We start from the raw sequence: 18403 nt of genomic DNA on the forward strand, positions 1-18403 counted from the left end.
GCTGACGGGATCCTGAATTACCTGGAAGTATAAACACATCTTTTCTGGCATCTCGTCCGCACATATGGATGAGATGCCGGATATCCGTCTTCTCTTCTAAAAATACGTAGTTGCTACATAGCATAAATTCGCGACCAACCAGCTTAAAAATCCAGTACGTAAACGTTTGCATTCTTCTGAAAAGTGTATATTATGCGGCGGATTTTTTGGGCAAAATTCATGGAGGTGTTGTGTCGCAAGATAACAATTATAGCCAGGGCCCCGTCCCTCTGGCCGCGCGGAAAGGTGTAGTTCCACTGACATTTGTAATGTTGGGATTAACGTTTTTTTCCGCCAGTATGTGGACCGGGGGCACACTCGGTACCGGTCTTTCCTATAATGATTTCTTCCTGGCAGTTCTCTTCGGTAATCTTCTCCTCGGTATTTACACTGCCTTTCTGGGTTTCATCGGCGCAAAAACCGGACTCTCTACCCATCTCCTGGCGCGTTACTCATTTGGCGTAAAAGGTTCATGGCTTCCCTCAATGCTGTTAGGCGGCACGCAGGTGGGCTGGTTTGGTGTTGGCGTGGCGATGTTTGCTATCCCAGTCAGCAAAGCGACGGGAATCGACGTTAATATCCTGATTGCTGTGTCTGGCCTGTTGATGACCATGACCATCTTTTTTGGCATTTCGGCGCTGACGGTTTTATCGATTATCGCCGTACCCGCTATCGTTATTCTTGGTAGTTACTCCGTCTGGCTGGCAGTATCCGACGTGGGCGGCTTAGATCATTTAAAAACGATTGTGCCACAGACGCCGCTGGATTTTTCAACCGCGCTGGCGCTGGTCGTGGGATCGTTTGTCAGCGCAGGTACCTTGACGGCCGACTTCGTTCGCTTTGGCCGTAATGCCAAAGCTGCGGTGCTGATTGCCATGGTGGCTTTTTTCCTCGGCAACTCCTTGATGTTTATCTTCGGTGCTGCTGGCGCTGCCGCTGTAGGACAGGCGGACATCTCCGACGTGATGATTGCCCAGGGGCTCCTGCTACCAGCGATTGTCGTTCTCGGCCTGAATATCTGGACAACCAACGACAACGCGCTGTATGCGTCGGGTCTGGGCTTTGCCAATATTACCGGTTTTTCCAGCCGTACATTGTCGGTGGTTAACGGTATTATTGGCACGCTGTGCGCGCTGTGGCTGTACAATAACTTTGTCGGCTGGCTGACATTTCTGTCGGCCGCGATCCCTCCGATTGGCGGGGTGATTATTGCCGACTATCTGTTAAACCACCGCCGATACGCCGATTTCAACAACGCACAATTTACGCCGGTGAATTGGATAGCCATTCTGTCCGTTGCACTGGGCATCGCTGCCGGCCACTATATTCCCGGTATTGTGCCCGTCAACGCCGTACTCGGCGGTGTAGTCAGCTATATCCTGCTGAATCCACTTTTTAATCGCAGTCTTGCTCAGTCCACGGAGGTCAGCCATGCAGACTAATACCCTCACCATTCGTCAGGCACGTTTACAGGGACGCGACGGGTTATGGCAACTTACAATTGAAAACGGGCGTTTTAGCCGTATTGAACCCCAGGAAGCCGCATCTTTACCGCAAGGTGAGGTACTGGACGCTGAAGGTGGACTCGCCATCCCGCCATTCGTCGAGCCGCATATCCATCTGGACACCACGCAAACGGCAGGCGAGCCAAACTGGAATCAGTCGGGTACGCTGTTTGAAGGTATTGAGCGCTGGGCTGAACGTAAAGCGATGCTGACTCACGAAGACGTGAAGACGCGTGCCATGCAAACCCTGAAATGGCAGATGGCCAACGGCATCCAGTATGTTCGTACGCACGTTGACGTTTCCGATCCCACGCTAACGGCACTGAAAGCGATGCTGGAAGTGAAGCAAGAGGTCGCACCGTGGGTGGAGCTGCAAATTGTGGCATTCCCACAAGAGGGGATTCTATCTTACCCCAACGGTGAGGCGCTGTTAGAAGAAGCGGTGCGCCTGGGCGCCGACGTGATTGGTGCAATTCCCCACTTTGAGTTTACGCGTGAATATGGCGTGGAGTCGCTGCATAAAATTTTCGCCCTGGCCCAGAAGTACGACCGCCTTATCGATGTGCACTGTGACGAAATTGATGATGAACAATCACGCTTTGTTGAAACCGTTGCAGCACTGGCGCATCGCGACGGAATGGGCGGGCGCGTTACTGCCAGCCATACCACAGCGATGCATTCCTACAACGGCGCGTATGCTTCCCGTCTTTTCCGTCTGCTGAAAATGTCAGGTATTAACTTTGTTGCGAATCCTCTGGTGAACATTCACCTGCAGGGACGTTTTGACACCTATCCCAAGCGTCGCGGTGTCACCCGCGTCAAAGAGATGCTGGAGGCAGAGATCAACGTCTGCTTTGGCCATGATGATGTCTTTGATCCGTGGTATCCGCTGGGCACCGCGAATATGCTGCAGGTGCTGCATATGGGATTACACGTGTGCCAACTGATGGGATACGGGCAGATTAATGATGGGCTGAACCTGATAACCACTCACAGCGCAAAAACCCTGCACTTGCAAGACTACGGCCTGAGCGTTGGAAATTCCGCTAACCTGGTAATTTTACCGGCAGAAAATGGGTTTGACGCGGTTCGTCGCCAAACACCTGCCCGTTATTCCATTCGCCACGGGCGGGTCATCGCCGAGACCGTTCCGAGCCAAACAACGCTGCATTTGTCACAGCCGGAAACAGTGACATTTAAGCGGTAGGTTGTCTTTTGGATAATTGCCGCAGACACGCAGCTGCGGCAATTACCATGTTGGCGCATTTCTATCAGGCGTGTAGCAAGCTGGCTCGGACCTTCACCACCACCTTCTTAATTTCTCCAGGTGCACTCACCACGCAGCCCGGTTTATGTGGCTCGCCAGGCATAAACACCGCGAACATCCCCGGTTTCAGGGTAACAACCTGTTCATCGGTAATCTCGCTGCACAGTTGATAATCCTCTTCAACATGCACGTCTTCGCACTGACGTGCGGAACCTGCCAAACCGAAAAAAACACGCTCTTCACCTGCCAGCAGCAATTGGATATCAATATAGCATTCATGCAGCTCCGCCTTTTTTTCTTGTGGCGGTTGCGTGGCGAACTGCATCACGTTCATAAACAGATCGTCGCCTTTCAGTACATAGTGTCCCGGCGCGTTATTCTGCACGTCTGCCGCCAGAGCAACGGTCAGCGCATCAAGCAGAACAGGGGGTAATCCCGCGGCGGATAGCGACTGTAACTCGCCTAATATCATGATAACTCTCCTTGTGCTAACAATGCTGCGCCCAGCAACCCGGCGTCATGTCGGTAATGTGCGGTGCGCAGTGGGACGTGATACACCGAGGGTTCCTGCGCCAGCAGCGTTCGGACCTGCGTCAGATATCCTTCAGCCAGCCCAACGCTGCCACCCACAACTACGCACTGGCAGTCGGTAGACGCTTTGACGTCGGCAATCAGTCGCGCCAGCACCTGTGCAGAATGTGCAATCAACCGCGCGGCCTGTTCATGCCCTTGCACCGCACGCGTAAACACCGTTCTGGCATCGCAACCGGCAAGGTCGCCCTGTGCGGCAGCGGCAATTCCGCGACCAGATGCAATAGCCTCCGCGCAGCCGGTACGACCGCAGCCACAGACTGGTCCATTAGGGTCTGCCAACGTATGCCCTAAATGCCCCGCCAGACCACCAGCCCCGGTGAGTAACTTGCCGTTGCTGACCACGCCGCCGCCCACACCGGTCGACACGGTGATAAATACCATGTCGCTTATCTCGTCAGCCATTACGTGGTATTCCGCCCAGGACGCCGCCTGCGCATCATTGACCGCCATGGTCGGCAAGCCGGTCAACTCTCTTAAGGTTTGTACCAGCGGGAAGTGCATCAGCCCGCCAAGATTGAGCGGATTAATCGCCAGTAGTGTGCCCTCGCGGATAATACCGGTGGAGGCAATGGCAACGCGCTCTGCTTGCGCCTGCAGCGGCTCAATGAGTGTCTGTAACGCGGCCCGCAGGGCATCCGGCGTTTTGCTGGCAGGTGTCGGCAGTTCACGGCGTTCGCGGATCTGTAAATCGCGGTCTACCCGTGCAGCGGCCAGTTTGGTGCCGCCAATATCAATCGCCAGCGTTGTCATAGCACGACCTTTTTCAGCGTCAGTTGCTCAAGTAACGACATACTTATTCCCTTACCAAAATAGCCCGGTGCAGGACCGGGCAATCGGATTAACTTTTTGATTTCACCAGCGCGCTTTTATCGCTGCCAAACGGCACGGCTCCGCTAAACGGTTTACCATCAATGGCATCATGGGTACGCATCGCTTCCGGGCGCAGCCAGCGCTGCACGCGGGACGGCATATCAAGGCCAATCAGCAGGATCACCACGAAAGTCAGGCTAAACGACAGCGATCCCAGCGCCGTACCCAGATCCAGACGCTGTGCAATCAGCGCACCGATGATCGGCGCCAGTGCCCCGCCCAGCGCACCCACGTTGTAGGTAAAGCCCAGACCCGCCGCACGTTGGTCAGTATCGAAATAACCGCCGATCAGTTTGGGTAAGATCCCGGAGATCCCCTGCCCGAGCATTTGCTGGAAAAACAGCAGCAGACCCAGTACCCAGACGTTGGCACCGCCAATCGCAAACACGGGAATAATCAGCAACTGTGAGGCCAGCAGGCTGTAGACATAGGCTTTGCGCGTACCCAGCCAATCACCCAGAAAACCACCGACACAACAGCCTACCGCCGCCCCAAAGCCGCTGAAGAACAGCACCCTGGCGACCGTCGACGGGTCATACATCAATTCAGTTTTCAGGTAGGTCGGCAGCAGCGCCTGAATTGGCCACGAGTAGAGGAAGGCGAACAGCACCACTACCATCAGCATTACGCTCGTCGGCCAGCGTTTACCGCTGCTTTGCACCATAAAGCTAATGAAGATAAACGCGCAGACCAGACCGAGGATCGCCACGATAGCCGCATTTTGCAGGTTACCGGCAAAACAGAACCACAGCGCGGTTGCGGCGGCGAGCGTCATCAGAATATTAATGACCCGATGTTCACCCCGATAGAGGGTATCCACCATCGTGCGCACCGGCGCTTTGCCTTCGTGTTTTTCCTTCCAGTCTTCGGCTTCCGGAATATTTTTACGCAGCCAGAGGGCGAAGATAATCGGTACAATGCCGATGAAAAACAGCGCGCGCCACCCCCACACCGGTACCACCAGACTGTAGACCTGAGCGGCGATCACGGCCCCCACGGAGAAGCCAGAAATCAGGAAACCACTGGCTTTATTGCGCAACTGTTTAGGCCAGCTTTCAATCACATAGGTCGCACTTGAACCGTACTCACCTGCCATCCCCATGCCGATGACCAGGCGGGCGATAAACATGGTGGTGTAGCCCGGTGCAAAACCGCAGGCCAGCGTCCCTAGCGAGAACAGAATAATGCTGGTGACCATCGCCAGGCGACGCCCGTAGCGATCGCCCATCGCCCCCAGCATCAGCCCGCCAAACCAGCGAGAAATAAAGGCGGCCGAGATCAGGCTGGCAGCCTGCACCGTCGTCAACCCGAATTCACCTTGTACTTCCGTCAGCACAAGGGCAATTAAGACAAAATCAAAACCATCCAGCAAATATCCCAGCCAGGCGGCAGAGAACGCACGCCATTGTGCCCGGTTGAGATGGCGGTACCACGGAATGCTCTGGGTAGAAGTACTCATGTGACTCTCCCGACGATTTTCATTGTTGTACTGGTGGGCGACTGTGCCTCATCCGGCCTACGGTCTGCCTGTGTAGGCCGGGCAAGCAAAGAGCCCCCGGCAATCCGCTGTTACGCCTTTTCTGCCAGCAGTTGGTCAGCCAGCGCTTTCAGTTCTGGCAGGTACTTTTCGTCAACAGAGGCAAACGGCTTACGGCACAGTGGGACGGAAACCACGTCCATATAGTGCAGAACCGTTTTCAGTCCACGGAACACGCCGACTTTAATCAGTAAATCGATAACCTTATTGCACTCGGTTTGCAGCTTTTGTGCCGTCTGGATGTCGCCTTCTTTGAGTGCTTTCACTATTCCCTGATAGCGCCAGCCCATAATGTTGTAGGTACTGCCGATACCACCGTCTGCCCCAGCCAGCAGGCCTGACGCGAAAATTTCGTCATAGCCGTTATACAGCACCAGATCCGGATGGGCGCGACGGATCTGCTCCATTTGATAGAGATCGCCAGAGGTCTGCTTCAACGCACCAACACCCGGCAACGTGACCAGCGTGTTGATCTGATCCAGCGTCAGTTTTACGCCGCTCAGCGCCGGGATGTTATAGACCACCATTGGCAAGCCATCAGAGGAATCAATAATTGCACGGTAGTGATCACAGTGCTCTTCAAAACTGAACGGATAGTAAAACGGTGTGACGGCAGAGACAGCATCAAAGCCGTAGCGATGGGCTGCGCTCGCCAACTGCTGGCTCTCTTCGGTGCTCACCGTGCCCACATGTGCGATAAGCGTGACTTTACCCTTCGCTTCTTCCGCCACGATCTCCAGTACCTGCTCTCTTTCAGCCCGGTTCTGGACAAACGCTTCACCCGTTGAGCCACCGACGTACAGGCCATCAACACCCTGCCCAATGTTGAAACGTACCAGACGACGTAGGCTCTCAATGTCCAGTCGCTGTTGGTTGTCGAATGGGGTTAACAACGCTGGCATTACGCCTCTTAAATCTCTTGCCATAACTACCTCTGTCGATGATTAGTGTTGTCTAACTACATACCTTTATACCTGTTATACCAGATCAAATAAGCAGCAATACAATACAGAACGCTTATATTGCGATCTGCCTCACTAAACGATCATCAGGATCGCGATCACTTCCTCAATTTTTTATTTTTACCGAAGGCGTGCCAAGTAGCGGAAACGCTGTTGAGATGGTCTTGTAATGCGCGGTCTGCTTCATCAGGATCGTGCTGACGAATGGCGTCGACAATAGCAATATGCTGTTGATAACTTACGCTATTGTGCTCGTATAATTCGCGGTCAGCGACGGTCGGACGTGCGGCGATCAGCCAGTCCAGCAGCGCGACATGGATCGCCATAAAGATAGGATTACCAGGGATCTCCGCCAGCACACGGTGAAAATCCACGTCCGAACGAATGAACAGCGCGTTGTCATCCAGCGACTGGCTGTTAATCTCCAGCGCTTTCGCCAGTCTGTCAATTTGCTCGTCGGTTGCATGCTCTGCGGCGTAACGCACCAGGCTTGACTCAAAGAACAGTCGCAACTGTTCAAAGTGCGCGATGCCGCCGGGATGCGAGAGAAAATCTTTCGCCATCCCCGACAGTTCACCAATGATGGTGTCCGCAGATGGACGCGAAACGCGGGCACGTTCGCCGTTGTTGATTTGCACCAGGCCTTTACGTTTTAACGCCGCCAGGGCTTCTCGTACCGAGGGACGACCGACGTTAAAGAAGGCCATCAGCTCCCGCTCGGACGGCAACTGTTCACCCTCGCCAAACTCCCGACGACGAATCATCTGTTCCAGTTCTTCTTCAACCATTTCAGACAGCTTTTTACGCGCCAGCGGGCGGTTACGTAAACTACGGCCAATGGTGGATGGAGAGTCTTCAGCTTGCGAATCAAATGCGTTCATAGGGTCCATTCAGCTAAGTCATTGGTGAAAAACAACAGCGGGTTCATCGTAACACAGGATCGAAAGCGGGGTGAAATGGAGGTCAATCGGGTTAGCCCACTTATTGATAACATATGAAATACAAATATATTTTCACTCAAAAACGATATGATGAATTTTAATTTCTGAGTATGACATCGAATTTATGAAATCTGCGAATATGATCGTGAGAAATTATCATAAACCACTATTTTAAAACGAAAAATAATTTAATCTTGATTTTAAAAATACGATATTCACTCCATAAAAAACGGTAAAAAAAATATAACATCCGCTTTTATAACAGCGCTATTACCGGATTTATCTTCTTTCCTGCATGGAGTGAAAAAATGTTCGGCATCATACTTTCTGTCATCGTTTTATTAACGATGGGTTACCTGATCCTCAAAAACTACAAACCCCAGGTGGTCCTTGCGGCGGCTGGGATCTTCCTAATGATCTGCGGCGTCTGGCTGGGGTACGGTGCGCTGGTTGCACCCGAAAAAAGCAGCGGCTACCTGCTGGTTGATATTTATAACGAAATTCTGCGCATGCTCTCCAGTCGCGCCGCAGGTTTGGGGCTGTCGATTATGGCCGTCGGTGGCTATGCCCGCTATATGGACAGGATGGGAGCCAGTCGGGCGATGGTGAGTCTGCTGAGCCGTCCGCTAAAGCTTATCCGCTCACCGTATATCGTGCTTGCCGCCACCTATGTGATCGGTCAGATCATGGCGCAGTTCATTACCAGCGCCTCCGGGTTAGGGATGTTGCTGATGGTCACCCTCTTCCCGACGCTGGTCAGCCTTGGCGTAAGCCGTTTGTCGGCAGTGGCGGTCATCGCCACGTCAATGTCGATTGAATGGGGTATTCTGGAAACAAACTCGATTTTTGCCGCTCAGGTAGCGGGAATGAAAATCGCCACCTACTTCTTCCACTACCAGTTACCCGTGGCCACGTGCGTGATTATCGCTGTTGCTATTGCGCACTTTTTTGTACAGCGCCAGTTTGATAAAAAAGCGGCACCAGAAAACATCGGCTTTACCGAACAAAAGGTGCTGGAAGATGTTCCGCCGCTCTATTACGCCATTTTACCGGTGATGCCACTGATCCTGATGCTAGGCTCGCTGTTCCTTGCACATAGTGGACTCATGAAAACAGAGCTGAATCTGGTGGTGGTGATGCTGATGAGCATGACAGTCACCATGCTTGTCGAATTCTTTCGCACCCATAATCTGCGCGAAACCATGGATGATGTGCAGGCGTTTTTTGATGGCATGGGCACCCAGTTTGCCAACGTCGTGACGCTGGTCGTCGCCGGTGAGATCTTTGCCAAAGGCTTAACCACCATCGGCACTGTCGACGCGGTGATTAGGGGGGCGGAACATTCCGGGCTTGGCGGTATCGGCGTGATGATCATCATGGCGGTGGTCATCGCCGCCTGCGCCATTGTCATGGGCTCCGGTAACGCACCGTTTATGTCATTCGCCAGCCTGATCCCGGACATCGCCGCAGGGCTGCATATTCCGGCGGTGGTAATGATTATGCCAATGCACTTTGCCACTACCCTGGCCCGCGCGGTTTCACCCATTACTGCGGTCATTGTAGTAACTTCCGGTATTGCGGGTGTATCGCCTTTTGAGGTGGTTAAACGCACGGCGATCCCAATGGCGGTAGGATTTGTGGTGAATATGATAGCCACGATTGTGCTGTTTTATTGATGGCTGGCACAGAAAGCAAAACAGGCCCGCAAGGGCCTGTTTGATTTTACTTCACTACGCGTAGCGCCGGACGCCCACCACGCGGAGGTGGCGGCGTATCATCCGGGTCGTTGTCATCACCGTGATCGGGCTTATCGCCATCAATGACGGACATGACCGTTTCGCTTTCAAAGCCGGACGTGTCGTTGTCGTCATCATTTAAGCTGGCGACATCTTCGTCGTAGGCCGCTTCTGGCTCGAACATGGTACCTGCACCGTTTTCACGGGCATAGATAGCCAGAACAGCAGCCAGCGGCACGGAAACCTGACGTGGTATACCGCCAAAGCGCGCGTTAAAACGCACTTCGTCGTTTGCCAGTTCCAGGTTGCCCACTGCACGTGGAGCAATATTCAGAACAATTTGCCCGTCACGCGCATATTCCATAGGAACCTGCACATCCGGAAGCGTCACATCCACCACCAGGTGCGGCGTGAGCTGGTTGTCTAACAACCACTCATAGAATGCGCGCAGCAGATACGGACGGCGCGGTGATAGCTGTGGCAAATCCATACAGATTAACCCCGGCCCAGACGCATTTCACGTTCAGGCTCAGTCAGAGAAGCCAGGAAAGAGTCACGTTCAAATACGCGGGTCATATACCCTTTCAGCTCTTTCGAACCAGCACCGCTGAATTCAATACCCAGCTGCGGTAAACGCCACAGCAGCGGCGCCAGGTAGCAGTCTACCAGGCTGAACTCATCGCTCAGGAAATACGGTTTCTGACTAAACACTGGCGCAATTGCCAGCAGCTCTTCGCGCAGTCGCTTACGCGCGACGTCCGCTTCAGAAGCAGAACCGTTTACGATGACGTTCATCAGCGTATACCAGTCTTTTTCAATACGCTGCATGTACAGGCGGCTTTCACCACGCGCAACCGGGTAAACCGGCATCAGCGGCGGATGCGGGAAACGCTCATCCAGGTATTCCATAATGATGCGAGATTCCCATAGGGTCAGCTCACGATCCACCAGTGTCGGTACGCTCTGATTCGGGTTGAGGTCGATCAGATCCTGAGGTGGATTGTCTTTCTCCACATGCTCAATCTCGAAACTAACACCTTTCTCCGCCAGTACAATGCGGACCTGATGGCTATAGATGTCAGTAGGACCAGAAAACAGCGTCATTACCGAACGTTTGTTGGCAGCGACAGCCATGAAAACCTCCAGGTATATTAAGAATTTTACTGCTACCAGCCACCAGGTGGCCAGCCAGAAGTGATGTCACCCAGATTCGGAAAGCCATTGCTGTTCAAAACACAAACAAAAAATGAACAATACCGCACATTTGGGCAGAAAATTGGATGATAGTTTACCAGATTTTGTGACCTTTGTGGTGAGTCGATTCTGGAAATGGGAAAAAAGAGGTGGCAATCAGCAGATTACCGTGCTTATTCGCGGGTAAAAATCCATAAAAAAACCCGCCGAGGCGGGGTTTTTTCAAATTGCAATCTGCCGAAGCAGAAACCAATTAACGCTTGGAGAACTGAGGACGACGACGTGCTTTACGCAGGCCGACTTTCTTACGTTCAACTTCACGAGCATCACGAGTAACGAAGCCTGCTTTACGCAGTTCGCCACGCAGTGACTCGTCATATTCCATCAGTGCGCGGGTGATACCGTGACGGATCGCACCAGCTTGACCAGAAATACCACCACCTTTAACGGTGATGTACAGGTCCAGTTTACCAATCATGTCGACCAGTTCCAGCGGCTGACGAACTACCATGCGGGCAGTTTCACGACCGAAGTACTGTTCCAGAGAACGTTGATTGATAACGATTTTACCACTGCCCGGTTTGATGAAAACGCGAGCTGCAGAACTTTTGCGGCGACCAGTGCCGTAGTATTGATTTTCAGCCATTGCCTATAATCCCGATTAGATGTCAAGAACTTGCGGTTGCTGTGCCGCGTGGTTGTGCTCATTGCCCGCGTAAACTTTCAGTTTACGGTACATTGCACGACCCAGCGGGCCTTTTGGCAGCATGCCTTTAACCGCGATTTCAATCACACGCTCAGGATGGCGAGCAATCATCTCTTCAAAGGTCGCTTCTTTAAGACCACCGACGTAGCCACTGTGACGGTAGTACATTTTGTCAGTACGCTTGTTGCCAGTTACCGCAACTTTGTCAGCGTTCAGAACGATGATGTAATCACCGGTATCTACGTGCGGAGTGTATTCCGCTTTGTGCTTACCGCGCAGGCGCAGAGCCAGTTCGGAAGCCAGACGGCCCAGAGTTTTACCGGTCGCGTCAACAACATACCAGTCGCGTTTTACGGTTTCTGGTTTAGCTGTAAAAGTTTTCATTAAAAGCTTACCCAAATAAATTAGTTACACGTTGGTGAACACCCAAACGTTTTGTCAGTTGAGGTTCACACGACATTGTCCAGCAAACCTACCCCTTCGAATAGCCTATGCCGGCACATAGAAAGTTTTGGGAAAAAAACTCTCTCGTAACGTGGGGTCGCAAGATTATAGAGAAGTCAGGGTCAAAGATCGACCCCTTTATGTGATTTGCGGTGGGTTTAACCGGCTAAATGTTCGCGCTTCAGATACTCTTCGCTTTGCATCTCCTGCAAACGCGACAAACAGCGCTGGAATTCAAACTTTAGGCGCTCTCCCCGGTAGATCTCATATAAAGGAACTGCCGCACTCACCACCAGCTTGACGTAGCGTTCGTAGAACTCATCTACCAGCGCGATAAAGCGCCGTGCTTCGCTCTCCATCAACGACGTCATCACTGGGACGTCAGAGAGCAACACGGTGTGAAACAGGCGCGATAGCGCAATATAGTCGTGCTGGCTGCGGGCATCGACGCACAGGGTAGTAAACGAGACGGCCAGCGTTTGGTTTTCGACGGCCAGTGTCTGCATCGGGCGATGATTTATCTCAAGCGTCGGCGCATGTTCACTTTTGCTTCCCGCTAACGCCAGCCACAGCTTATCCATCTGCCGTTGGGTTTCATCATTCAGCGGCGATAACCATAAATGCGCCTGGGTTAACGTACGCAGACGGTAATCAACTCCGGCATCCACATTCATGATGTCGCAGTACTGTTTAATAGCCTCAATCGCCGGAAGAAAGCGGGCACGTTGCAGACCATTGCGGTACAGGTCATCAGGCGGAATATTGGATGTCGCCACGAGCGTGATGCCGCGGGCGAACAGCGCTTTCATTAATCCACCGAGCAGCATCGCATCGGTGATATCTGAGACAAAAAACTCATCAAAGCACAGCACGTCGGTTTCTGCCTTAAAGCGGTCGGCAATCACTTCCAGCGGGTCGCTTTGCCCTTGCAGGGCGGTCAACTCTTCATGTACGCGCAGCATAAAGCGGTGAAAGTGCAAACGCTGTTTACGCGTGCCCGGCAGGCTATGGTAGAAAAGGTCCATCAGCCAGGTTTTCCCGCGCCCCACGCCCCCCCACATATACAGACCACGCACCGGCGTGCTCTCCGTCGGTTCACGTTTACCCAAAAATTTGCTAAAGCGAGCAATCAGCCCACTTTCCTGCAACACAGGACGGGCGGGGGCAGTCAGTTCCTGGAAAATAATATCCAGTCGATTCACTGCCTCTTGCTGTACGTTGTCGGGTTGATGACTGCCGTCGTTGAGGGCCTGCAGGTAACGCGATGTCGGGGAAAAGCTTTGCATGATGTTATTGTTATTCCTTGAGAATCGATGTGCCGTCGCTCACGGTTGACGAAAAAAAGGCCGTTCTACACTACGCGATATAAAGTCGGGATTCCACTTCTACGGGATTAGCGGTTATAGTGGCATAATCAGGCGCAGGCATGGAGCCTAAAGCCAACACCCTACGGAAACACAAGACAACGGGAGATGTTCATGACCTGGGAATATGCGCTAATTGGGTTAGTCGTCGGTATCATTATTGGTGCCGTAGCCATGCGTTTTGGTAATCGTAAATTACGCCAACAGCAGGCATTGCAGTACGAACTGGAAAAAAACAAAGCTGAGCTGGAAGAGTATCGTGAAGAGCTGGTAAGCCACTTTGCCCGCAGCGCTGAGCTACTGGATAACATGGCCGACGACTATCGTCAGATCTACCAACATATGGCAAAAAGTTCCAGCAACCTGCTGCCGGGTATGTCGCCAGAATCCAACCCGTTCCGTAACCGTCTGGCAGAGTCTGAAGCAGGCAACGATCAGGCACCGGTTCAGATGCCACGCGACTATTCCGAAGGGGCCTCCGGCCTGCTGCGTAGTGGCGCAAAGCGCGACTAACTGCACATCGTTAAGAAATTTATTGGGCGCAGCAATTGCGCCCTCCGCTTCTCTTCCCGTCCCAGCTATTATTTAGTCGTTAGCCGCATTGTGACCAAACCGAAAATTCAATAACATCAAACTGTTTTGAATCATCTTCCGTTTACTCAAGGTACGAGAGCAGGATCAATGAAAAAACAAACCCAGCTGTTGAGTGCATTAGCGTTAAGTGTCGGGTTAACTCTCTCGGCGCCGTTTCAGGCCATTGCGTCGATACCCGGCCAGGTTCCCGGTCAAGCCGCACTCCCCAGCCTCGCACCAATGCTGGAGAAAGTGTTACCTGCGGTCGTGAGCGTGAGGGTCGAAGGTACCGCCGCACAGGGGCAGAAAGTCCCGGAAGAATTCAAAAAATTTTTTGGCGATGACCTACCCGATCAGCCGTCACAACCGTTCGAAGGCCTGGGTTCAGGAGTCATCATCGACGCCGCCAAAGGCTACGTGCTAACCAATAACCACGTTATTAATCAGGCACAGAAGATCAGTATCCAGCTCAACGACGGTCGCGAGTTTGACGCCAAGCTGATTGGTAGCGACGATCAGAGCGATATCGCCCTGCTGCAAATCCAGCACCCTAGCAACCTGACACAAATTGCCATCGCCGACTCCGACAAACTCCGCGTGGGTGATTTTGCCGTCGCCGTCGGTAACCCGTTCGGGCTGGGGCAAACGGCAACCTCCGGCATCGTCTCGGCATTGGGTCGCAGCGGCCTGAATCTGGAAGGTCTGGAAAACTTTATTCAGACCGATGCGTCCATTAACCGGGGTAACTCCGGTGGCGCGCTGCTTAATCTGAATGGTGAATTGATCGGTATTAACACCGCCATTCTGGCACCGGGCGGCGGCAGTATCGGCATTGGCTTTGCCATTCCCAGCAACATGGCGCGCACGCTGGCGCAGCAGTTAATGCAGTTTGGCGAAATCAAACGCGGCCTGTTGGGTATTAAAGGGACGGAAATGACCGCCGACATCGCCAAAGCGTTCAAGCTGGATGTACAGCGCGGCGCGTTTGTTAGCGAAGTGCTGCCGAACTCTGGCTCCGCGAAGGCGGGCGTGAAATCCGGTGACGTCATTACCAGCCTCAACGGCAAGCCGCTGAACAGTTTTGCCGAGTTACGTTCGCGTATTGCCACCACTGAACCGGGCACCAAGGTTAAACTGGGTCTGCTACGTAACGGTAAGCCGCTGGAGGTGGAGGTCACGCTGGATACCAGCACGTCGTCGTCCGCCAGTGCGGAAATGATCGCCCCGGCATTACAAGGTGCAACGCTTAGCGACGGTCAGTTAAAAGACGGCACTAAAGGCATCAAGATTGATAACGTCGAAAAAAGCAGCCCAGCCGCGCAAGCCGGTCTGCACAAAGATGACGTTATCATCGGTGTAAACCGCGATCGCGTGAACTCCATTGCCGAAATGCGCAAGGTGCTGGAAGCGAAACCGTCGATCATCGCGTTGCAGGTGGTACGCGGTAACGAGAATATCTATCTGCTCCTGCGTTAAGCTGGTAGACCGGACATCAGCCCACCGTGTGATGTCCGGTAAACTCGTGATATGCTGCTGCCGTTCCCCTTTTTAATGACGCCGCTATCATGTTTGTGAAGCTTTTACGTTCGGTCGCGATTGGTTTAATCGTCGGCGCCATTCTGCTGGCCGCGATGCCCTCTCTGCGCAAAATTAATACGCTTACAGCACCCCAGTTTGACAGTGCTGATGAAACGCCTGCCAGCTATAACCCGGCGGTTCGCCGTGCCGCCCCCGCCGTTGTTAACGTGTATAACCGCAGTATGAACAGCACGACGCACAACCAGCTCGAGATCCGCACACTCGGCTCCGGCGTTATCATGGATCAGCGCGGCTATATCATCACCAACAAACACGTGATTAATGATGCCGACCAAATCATCGTCGCTCTGCAGGATGGACGCGTGTTTGAAGCGCTGCTGGTCGGCTCAGATACCCTGACGGACCTGGCGGTGCTGAAAATCAACGCCTCTGGTGGGCTGCCCACAATCCCTATCAACAACAAACGGATACCGCACATTGGCGACGTCGTTCTTGCTATCGGGAACCCGTACAACCTCGGGCAAACCATTACTCAGGGGATCATCAGCGCCACTGGTCGTATTGGCCTGAACCCCACGGGACGGCAAAACTTTCTGCAAACGGACGCCTCTATCAACCACGGCAACTCCGGCGGGGCGCTGGTTAACTCGCTGGGTGAGCTGATGGGCATTAACACCCTGTCGTTTGATAAGAGCAACGATGGCGAAACGCCGGAAGGGATCGGCTTTGCTATTCCGTTCCAGTTAGCAACCAAGATTATGGATAAGCTGATTCGTGATGGTCGCGTCATTCGCGGGTATATCGGGATTAGCGGTCGCGAGATTGCGCCACTGCACGCGCAGGGCGGCGGAATGGATCAAATTCAGGGGATTGTGGTTAACGAAGTCTCCCCGGATGGCCCGGCGGCACAAGCAGGCATTCAGGTTAACGATCTGATTATCTCGGTCAATAATAAACCGGCCGTCTCTGCGCTGGAGACCATGGATCAGGTAGCGGAAATTCGCCCAGGCTCAGTGATCTCCGTCGTCGTGATGCGTGATGATAAACAGTTAACGTTGCAGGTCACCATTCAGGAATACCCGGCCACCAATTAACATCACGCCTCCCCCCACTTACCATAAAAAACCGGAGCAATTTGAATTAGCTCCGGTTTTTATTAGGCGATATCGTAGGGACTTAGCACGTAATGCCTGATGGCGCTACGCTTATCAGGCCTACAAATACACGCTGACCGTAGGCCGGATAAGGTATTTACACCGCCGTCCGGCATCCGGCCTCTTGTCGCGTTACTTAACGAACTCTTCGCCCAGGGTGATATCTTTCTTCAGCGTGTCCAGCATGCCTTCCAGCGAGCTCTGTTCAAACGCGCTCAGCTTGCCGATAGACTGACGCTCTTCTACGCCGTTTTTGCCCAGCAGCAGCGGCTGAGAGAAGAAGCGAGCGTACTGGCCGTCACCTTCAACGTATGCACATTCCACCACGCCTTTTTCGCCGTTCAGTGCGCGAACCAGCGACAGACCGAAACGTGCTGCGGCCTGGCCCATAGACAGGGTTGCGGAACCGCCACCGGCTTTAGCCTCGACGACTTCAGTACCCGCATTCTGGATACGTTTGGTCAGCTCAGCAGCTTCTTGCTCGGTGAAGCTTACGCCAGGGATCTGTGACAGCAGTGGCAGAATAGTCACGCCAGAGTGTCCGCCGATAACCGGAACTTCAACGTCGGTCGGCTGCTTGCCTTTCAGTTCCGCCACAAAGGTGTTGGAGCGGATGATGTCCAGCGTGGTCACGCCAAACAGTTTGTTCTTGTCGTAAACGCCTGCTTTTTTCAGCACTTCTGCAGCGATTGCAACGGTGGTGTTCACCGGGTTAGTGATGATACCGATGCATGCTTTCGGGCAGGTGGTCGCAACCTGCTGAACCAGATTCTTCACGATACCTGCGTTGACGTTAAACAGGTCGGAACGGTCCATACCCGGTTTACGCGCGACGCCTGCTGAGATCAGTACCACGTCAGCACCTTCCAGTGCCGGGGTCGCATCTTCGCCGCTGAAACCTTTGATTTTCACAGCAGTAGGGATATGGCTCAAATCAACGGCCACACCAGGCGTTACTGGAGCGATGTCGTACAGGGAGAGTTCTGAACCTGAAGGCAGTTGGGTTTTTAACAGTAATGCTAGCGCCTGACCGATTCCACCAGCAGCGCCGAGGACTGCAACTTTCATCCTAAACTCCTTATTATATTGATAAGCAAAGTGTCTGTTGCTCCGCGGCGGCGACCATAATTCACAAATCCGATGAACACAACAACCACGCGTCAAGAATGCGTAGTTACGCAAATTTGGCTTTTATGCATTTAACTTACGTAAATTAAAAGCTAAGTTACGTAATTCAATACGACTCGCACAGTAGAGCAACTTTCCAACAGGTGCTGACAATATACCTAACTGCCCTCCCAAAACAACATCAATTTGATAACAATTGATTTACTTTTAAGCTTATTTGCATGCCGTGACATAGGCATGTTTCTTGATAACGAAATTTGATAAAATTCCGCTCTTTCATAACATTATTTCAGCCTTGAATGAGGCAGACCGTTTGCATAAAAATTCATCTGTATGCACAATAATGTTGTTTCTACCGCCATATTACGGGTGACTTATGCGAAGCTCGGCAAAACAAGAAGAATTAGTAAAGGCGTTTAAAGCGCTTCTCAAGGAAGAGAAATTCAGCTCTCAGGGCGAAATCGTCCTCGCATTGCAGGATCAGGGCTTTGATAATATCAACCAGTCCAAGGTTTCACGCATGCTGACCAAGTTTGGCGCCGTGCGTACCCGCAATGCCAAAATGGAAATGGTGTACTGCCTTCCGGCAGAGTTGGGGGTACCGACAACCTCCAGCCCACTGAAAAATCTGGTGCTGGACATTGATTACAACGATGCCGTGGTGGTCATTCATACCAGCCCAGGCGCCGCACAGTTGATCGCACGTATGCTGGATTCACTGGGTAAAGCAGAAGGTATCCTCGGCACTATTGCGGGCGACGATACTATCTTCACCACTCCGGCGATGGGGTTCTCGGTAAAAGATCTGTACGAAGCTATTCTGGAACTGTTCGAACAAGAGCTGTGATCC

The 18403-nt window shown here is 52.8% G+C and carries 18 protein-coding genes; 7 read left to right on the top strand and 11 right to left on the bottom strand.

All coding sequences use genetic code 11. The features are described from left to right. Positions 1-230: 230 nt before the first annotated feature. Positions 231-1481, top strand: a complete 1251-nt coding sequence (codB, locus tag FDW88_RS05330; RefSeq protein WP_115257370.1) for a cytosine permease — start codon at positions 231-233, stop codon at positions 1479-1481. Further along, positions 1471-2751 carry a cytosine deaminase gene (locus FDW88_RS05335; RefSeq protein WP_137362164.1) on the top strand — a complete coding sequence of 427 codons (1281 nt, stop codon included), beginning with the start codon at positions 1471-1473 and terminating at the stop codon, positions 2749-2751. The genes codB and FDW88_RS05335 overlap by 11 nt, the downstream gene beginning before the upstream one ends. 64 nt (positions 2752-2815) lie before the next feature. Here FDW88_RS05335 and nanQ read toward each other — a convergent pair whose 3' ends face one another. From nanQ to nanR, 5 genes are all read right to left on the bottom strand, one after another. Beyond that, complete coding sequence (gene nanQ / locus FDW88_RS05340; RefSeq protein WP_137362165.1) at positions 2816-3283, bottom strand: N-acetylneuraminate anomerase; 468 nt, start codon at positions 3281-3283, stop codon at positions 2816-2818. Next, positions 3280-4155, bottom strand: coding sequence for an N-acetylmannosamine kinase (locus FDW88_RS05345; RefSeq protein ID WP_137362166.1), 876 nt, complete (start codon positions 4153-4155; stop codon positions 3280-3282). The genes nanQ and FDW88_RS05345 overlap by 4 nt, the downstream gene beginning before the upstream one ends. Before the next feature lie 88 nt (positions 4156-4243). Then, positions 4244-5734, bottom strand: a complete 1491-nt coding sequence (locus FDW88_RS05350; RefSeq protein ID WP_137362167.1) for an MFS transporter — start codon at positions 5732-5734, stop codon at positions 4244-4246. A gap of 110 nt (positions 5735-5844) precedes the next feature. Continuing rightward, positions 5845-6738, bottom strand: coding sequence for an N-acetylneuraminate lyase (gene nanA / locus FDW88_RS05355; RefSeq protein ID WP_137362168.1), 894 nt, complete (start codon positions 6736-6738; stop codon positions 5845-5847). A gap of 134 nt (positions 6739-6872) precedes the next feature. Next, the gene (gene nanR, locus FDW88_RS05360; RefSeq protein WP_115257365.1) at positions 6873-7664 is read right to left on the bottom strand and encodes a transcriptional regulator NanR; all 792 of its coding nucleotides are present in this window, start codon (positions 7662-7664) and stop codon (positions 6873-6875) included. 359 nt (positions 7665-8023) lie between these two features. On the opposite strand from nanR, the gene dcuC reads away from it, so the two are divergent. Continuing rightward, positions 8024-9391: an anaerobic C4-dicarboxylate transporter DcuC gene (dcuC, locus tag FDW88_RS05365; protein ID WP_137362169.1), complete on the top strand. Its 1368-nt coding sequence runs from the start codon at positions 8024-8026 to the stop codon at positions 9389-9391. Between the two features lie 46 nt (positions 9392-9437). On the opposite strand, the gene sspB is transcribed toward dcuC, so the two are convergent. From sspB to zapE, 5 genes are all read right to left on the bottom strand, one after another. After that, the gene (sspB, locus tag FDW88_RS05370) at positions 9438-9941 is read right to left on the bottom strand and encodes a ClpXP protease specificity-enhancing factor (protein ID WP_096755484.1); all 504 of its coding nucleotides are present in this window, start codon (positions 9939-9941) and stop codon (positions 9438-9440) included. Positions 9942-9946: 5 nt separating this feature from the next. Beyond that, positions 9947-10585, bottom strand: a complete 639-nt coding sequence (sspA, locus tag FDW88_RS05375) for a stringent starvation protein SspA (protein ID WP_096755483.1) — start codon at positions 10583-10585, stop codon at positions 9947-9949. A 313-nt stretch (positions 10586-10898) separates the two neighbouring features. Next, positions 10899-11291 (bottom strand): 30S ribosomal protein S9, encoded by a 393-nt coding sequence (gene rpsI, locus FDW88_RS05380; RefSeq protein WP_062774136.1) that lies wholly within the window; start codon positions 11289-11291, stop codon positions 10899-10901. A gap of 15 nt (positions 11292-11306) precedes the next feature. Beyond that, positions 11307-11735, bottom strand: a complete 429-nt coding sequence (gene rplM / locus FDW88_RS05385; protein WP_096755482.1) for a 50S ribosomal protein L13 — start codon at positions 11733-11735, stop codon at positions 11307-11309. 218 nt (positions 11736-11953) lie between these two features. Then, on the bottom strand, positions 11954-13081 hold the full coding sequence (zapE, locus tag FDW88_RS05390; RefSeq protein WP_137362170.1) for a cell division protein ZapE: 1128 nt from the start codon (positions 13079-13081) through the stop codon (positions 11954-11956). A 192-nt stretch (positions 13082-13273) separates the two neighbouring features. Here zapE and zapG point away from each other — a divergent pair, with 192 nt between their 5' ends. From zapG to degS, 3 genes are all read left to right on the top strand, one after another. Further along, entirely contained in the window at positions 13274-13672 is a 399-nt protein-coding gene (zapG, locus tag FDW88_RS05395) for a Z-ring associated protein ZapG (RefSeq protein ID WP_045448139.1), read from the top strand. Positions 13673-13840: 168 nt separating this feature from the next. Then, positions 13841-15208 carry a serine endoprotease DegQ gene (gene degQ / locus FDW88_RS05400; protein ID WP_096755480.1) on the top strand — a complete coding sequence of 456 codons (1368 nt, stop codon included), beginning with the start codon at positions 13841-13843 and terminating at the stop codon, positions 15206-15208. Positions 15209-15297: 89 nt separating this feature from the next. Next, positions 15298-16365: an outer membrane-stress sensor serine endopeptidase DegS gene (degS, locus tag FDW88_RS05405; protein WP_115257362.1), complete on the top strand. Its 1068-nt coding sequence runs from the start codon at positions 15298-15300 to the stop codon at positions 16363-16365. Between the two features lie 192 nt (positions 16366-16557). Here the strand turns inward: degS and mdh are convergent, their stop codons facing one another. Continuing rightward, complete coding sequence (gene mdh / locus FDW88_RS05415; protein ID WP_115257361.1) at positions 16558-17493, bottom strand: malate dehydrogenase; 936 nt, start codon at positions 17491-17493, stop codon at positions 16558-16560. A 436-nt stretch (positions 17494-17929) separates the two neighbouring features. Between mdh and argR the strand changes: the two genes are divergently transcribed. After that, positions 17930-18400: a transcriptional regulator ArgR gene (argR, locus tag FDW88_RS05425; RefSeq protein ID WP_115257360.1), complete on the top strand. Its 471-nt coding sequence runs from the start codon at positions 17930-17932 to the stop codon at positions 18398-18400. Positions 18401-18403: the final 3 nt, after the last annotated feature.

The sequence above is a fragment of the Citrobacter sp. wls829 genome (assembly GCF_005280825.1).
GTDB lineage: Bacteria > Pseudomonadota > Gammaproteobacteria > Enterobacterales > Enterobacteriaceae > Citrobacter > Citrobacter gillenii.

Excerpts from the sequence above, each read along its gene's own strand:
- dcuC (WP_137362169.1), top strand. The coding sequence starts at position 8,024 with ATGTTCGGCATCATACTTTCTGTCATCGTTTTATTAACGATGGGTTAC.
- sspA (WP_096755483.1), bottom strand. The coding sequence starts at position 10,585 with ATGGCTGTCGCTGCCAACAAACGTTCGGTAATGACGCTGTTTTCTGGT.
- FDW88_RS05335 (WP_137362164.1), top strand. The coding sequence starts at position 1,471 with ATGCAGACTAATACCCTCACCATTCGTCAGGCACGTTTACAGGGACGC.
- nanA (WP_137362168.1), bottom strand. The coding sequence starts at position 6,738 with ATGGCAAGAGATTTAAGAGGCGTAATGCCAGCGTTGTTAACCCCATTC.
- nanR (WP_115257365.1), bottom strand. The coding sequence starts at position 7,664 with ATGGACCCTATGAACGCATTTGATTCGCAAGCTGAAGACTCTCCATCC.
- degS (WP_115257362.1), top strand. The coding sequence starts at position 15,298 with ATGTTTGTGAAGCTTTTACGTTCGGTCGCGATTGGTTTAATCGTCGGC.
- argR (WP_115257360.1), top strand. The coding sequence starts at position 17,930 with ATGCGAAGCTCGGCAAAACAAGAAGAATTAGTAAAGGCGTTTAAAGCG.
- degQ (WP_096755480.1), top strand. The coding sequence starts at position 13,841 with ATGAAAAAACAAACCCAGCTGTTGAGTGCATTAGCGTTAAGTGTCGGG.
- FDW88_RS05345 (WP_137362166.1), bottom strand. The coding sequence starts at position 4,155 with ATGACAACGCTGGCGATTGATATTGGCGGCACCAAACTGGCCGCTGCA.
- rpsI (WP_062774136.1), bottom strand. The coding sequence starts at position 11,291 with ATGGCTGAAAATCAATACTACGGCACTGGTCGCCGCAAAAGTTCTGCA.
- zapE (WP_137362170.1), bottom strand. The coding sequence starts at position 13,081 with ATGCAAAGCTTTTCCCCGACATCGCGTTACCTGCAGGCCCTCAACGAC.
- zapG (WP_045448139.1), top strand. The coding sequence starts at position 13,274 with ATGACCTGGGAATATGCGCTAATTGGGTTAGTCGTCGGTATCATTATT.
- mdh (WP_115257361.1), bottom strand. The coding sequence starts at position 17,493 with ATGAAAGTTGCAGTCCTCGGCGCTGCTGGTGGAATCGGTCAGGCGCTA.
- nanQ (WP_137362165.1), bottom strand. The coding sequence starts at position 3,283 with ATGATATTAGGCGAGTTACAGTCGCTATCCGCCGCGGGATTACCCCCT.
- rplM (WP_096755482.1), bottom strand. The coding sequence starts at position 11,735 with ATGAAAACTTTTACAGCTAAACCAGAAACCGTAAAACGCGACTGGTAT.
- FDW88_RS05350 (WP_137362167.1), bottom strand. The coding sequence starts at position 5,734 with ATGAGTACTTCTACCCAGAGCATTCCGTGGTACCGCCATCTCAACCGG.
- sspB (WP_096755484.1), bottom strand. The coding sequence starts at position 9,941 with ATGGATTTGCCACAGCTATCACCGCGCCGTCCGTATCTGCTGCGCGCA.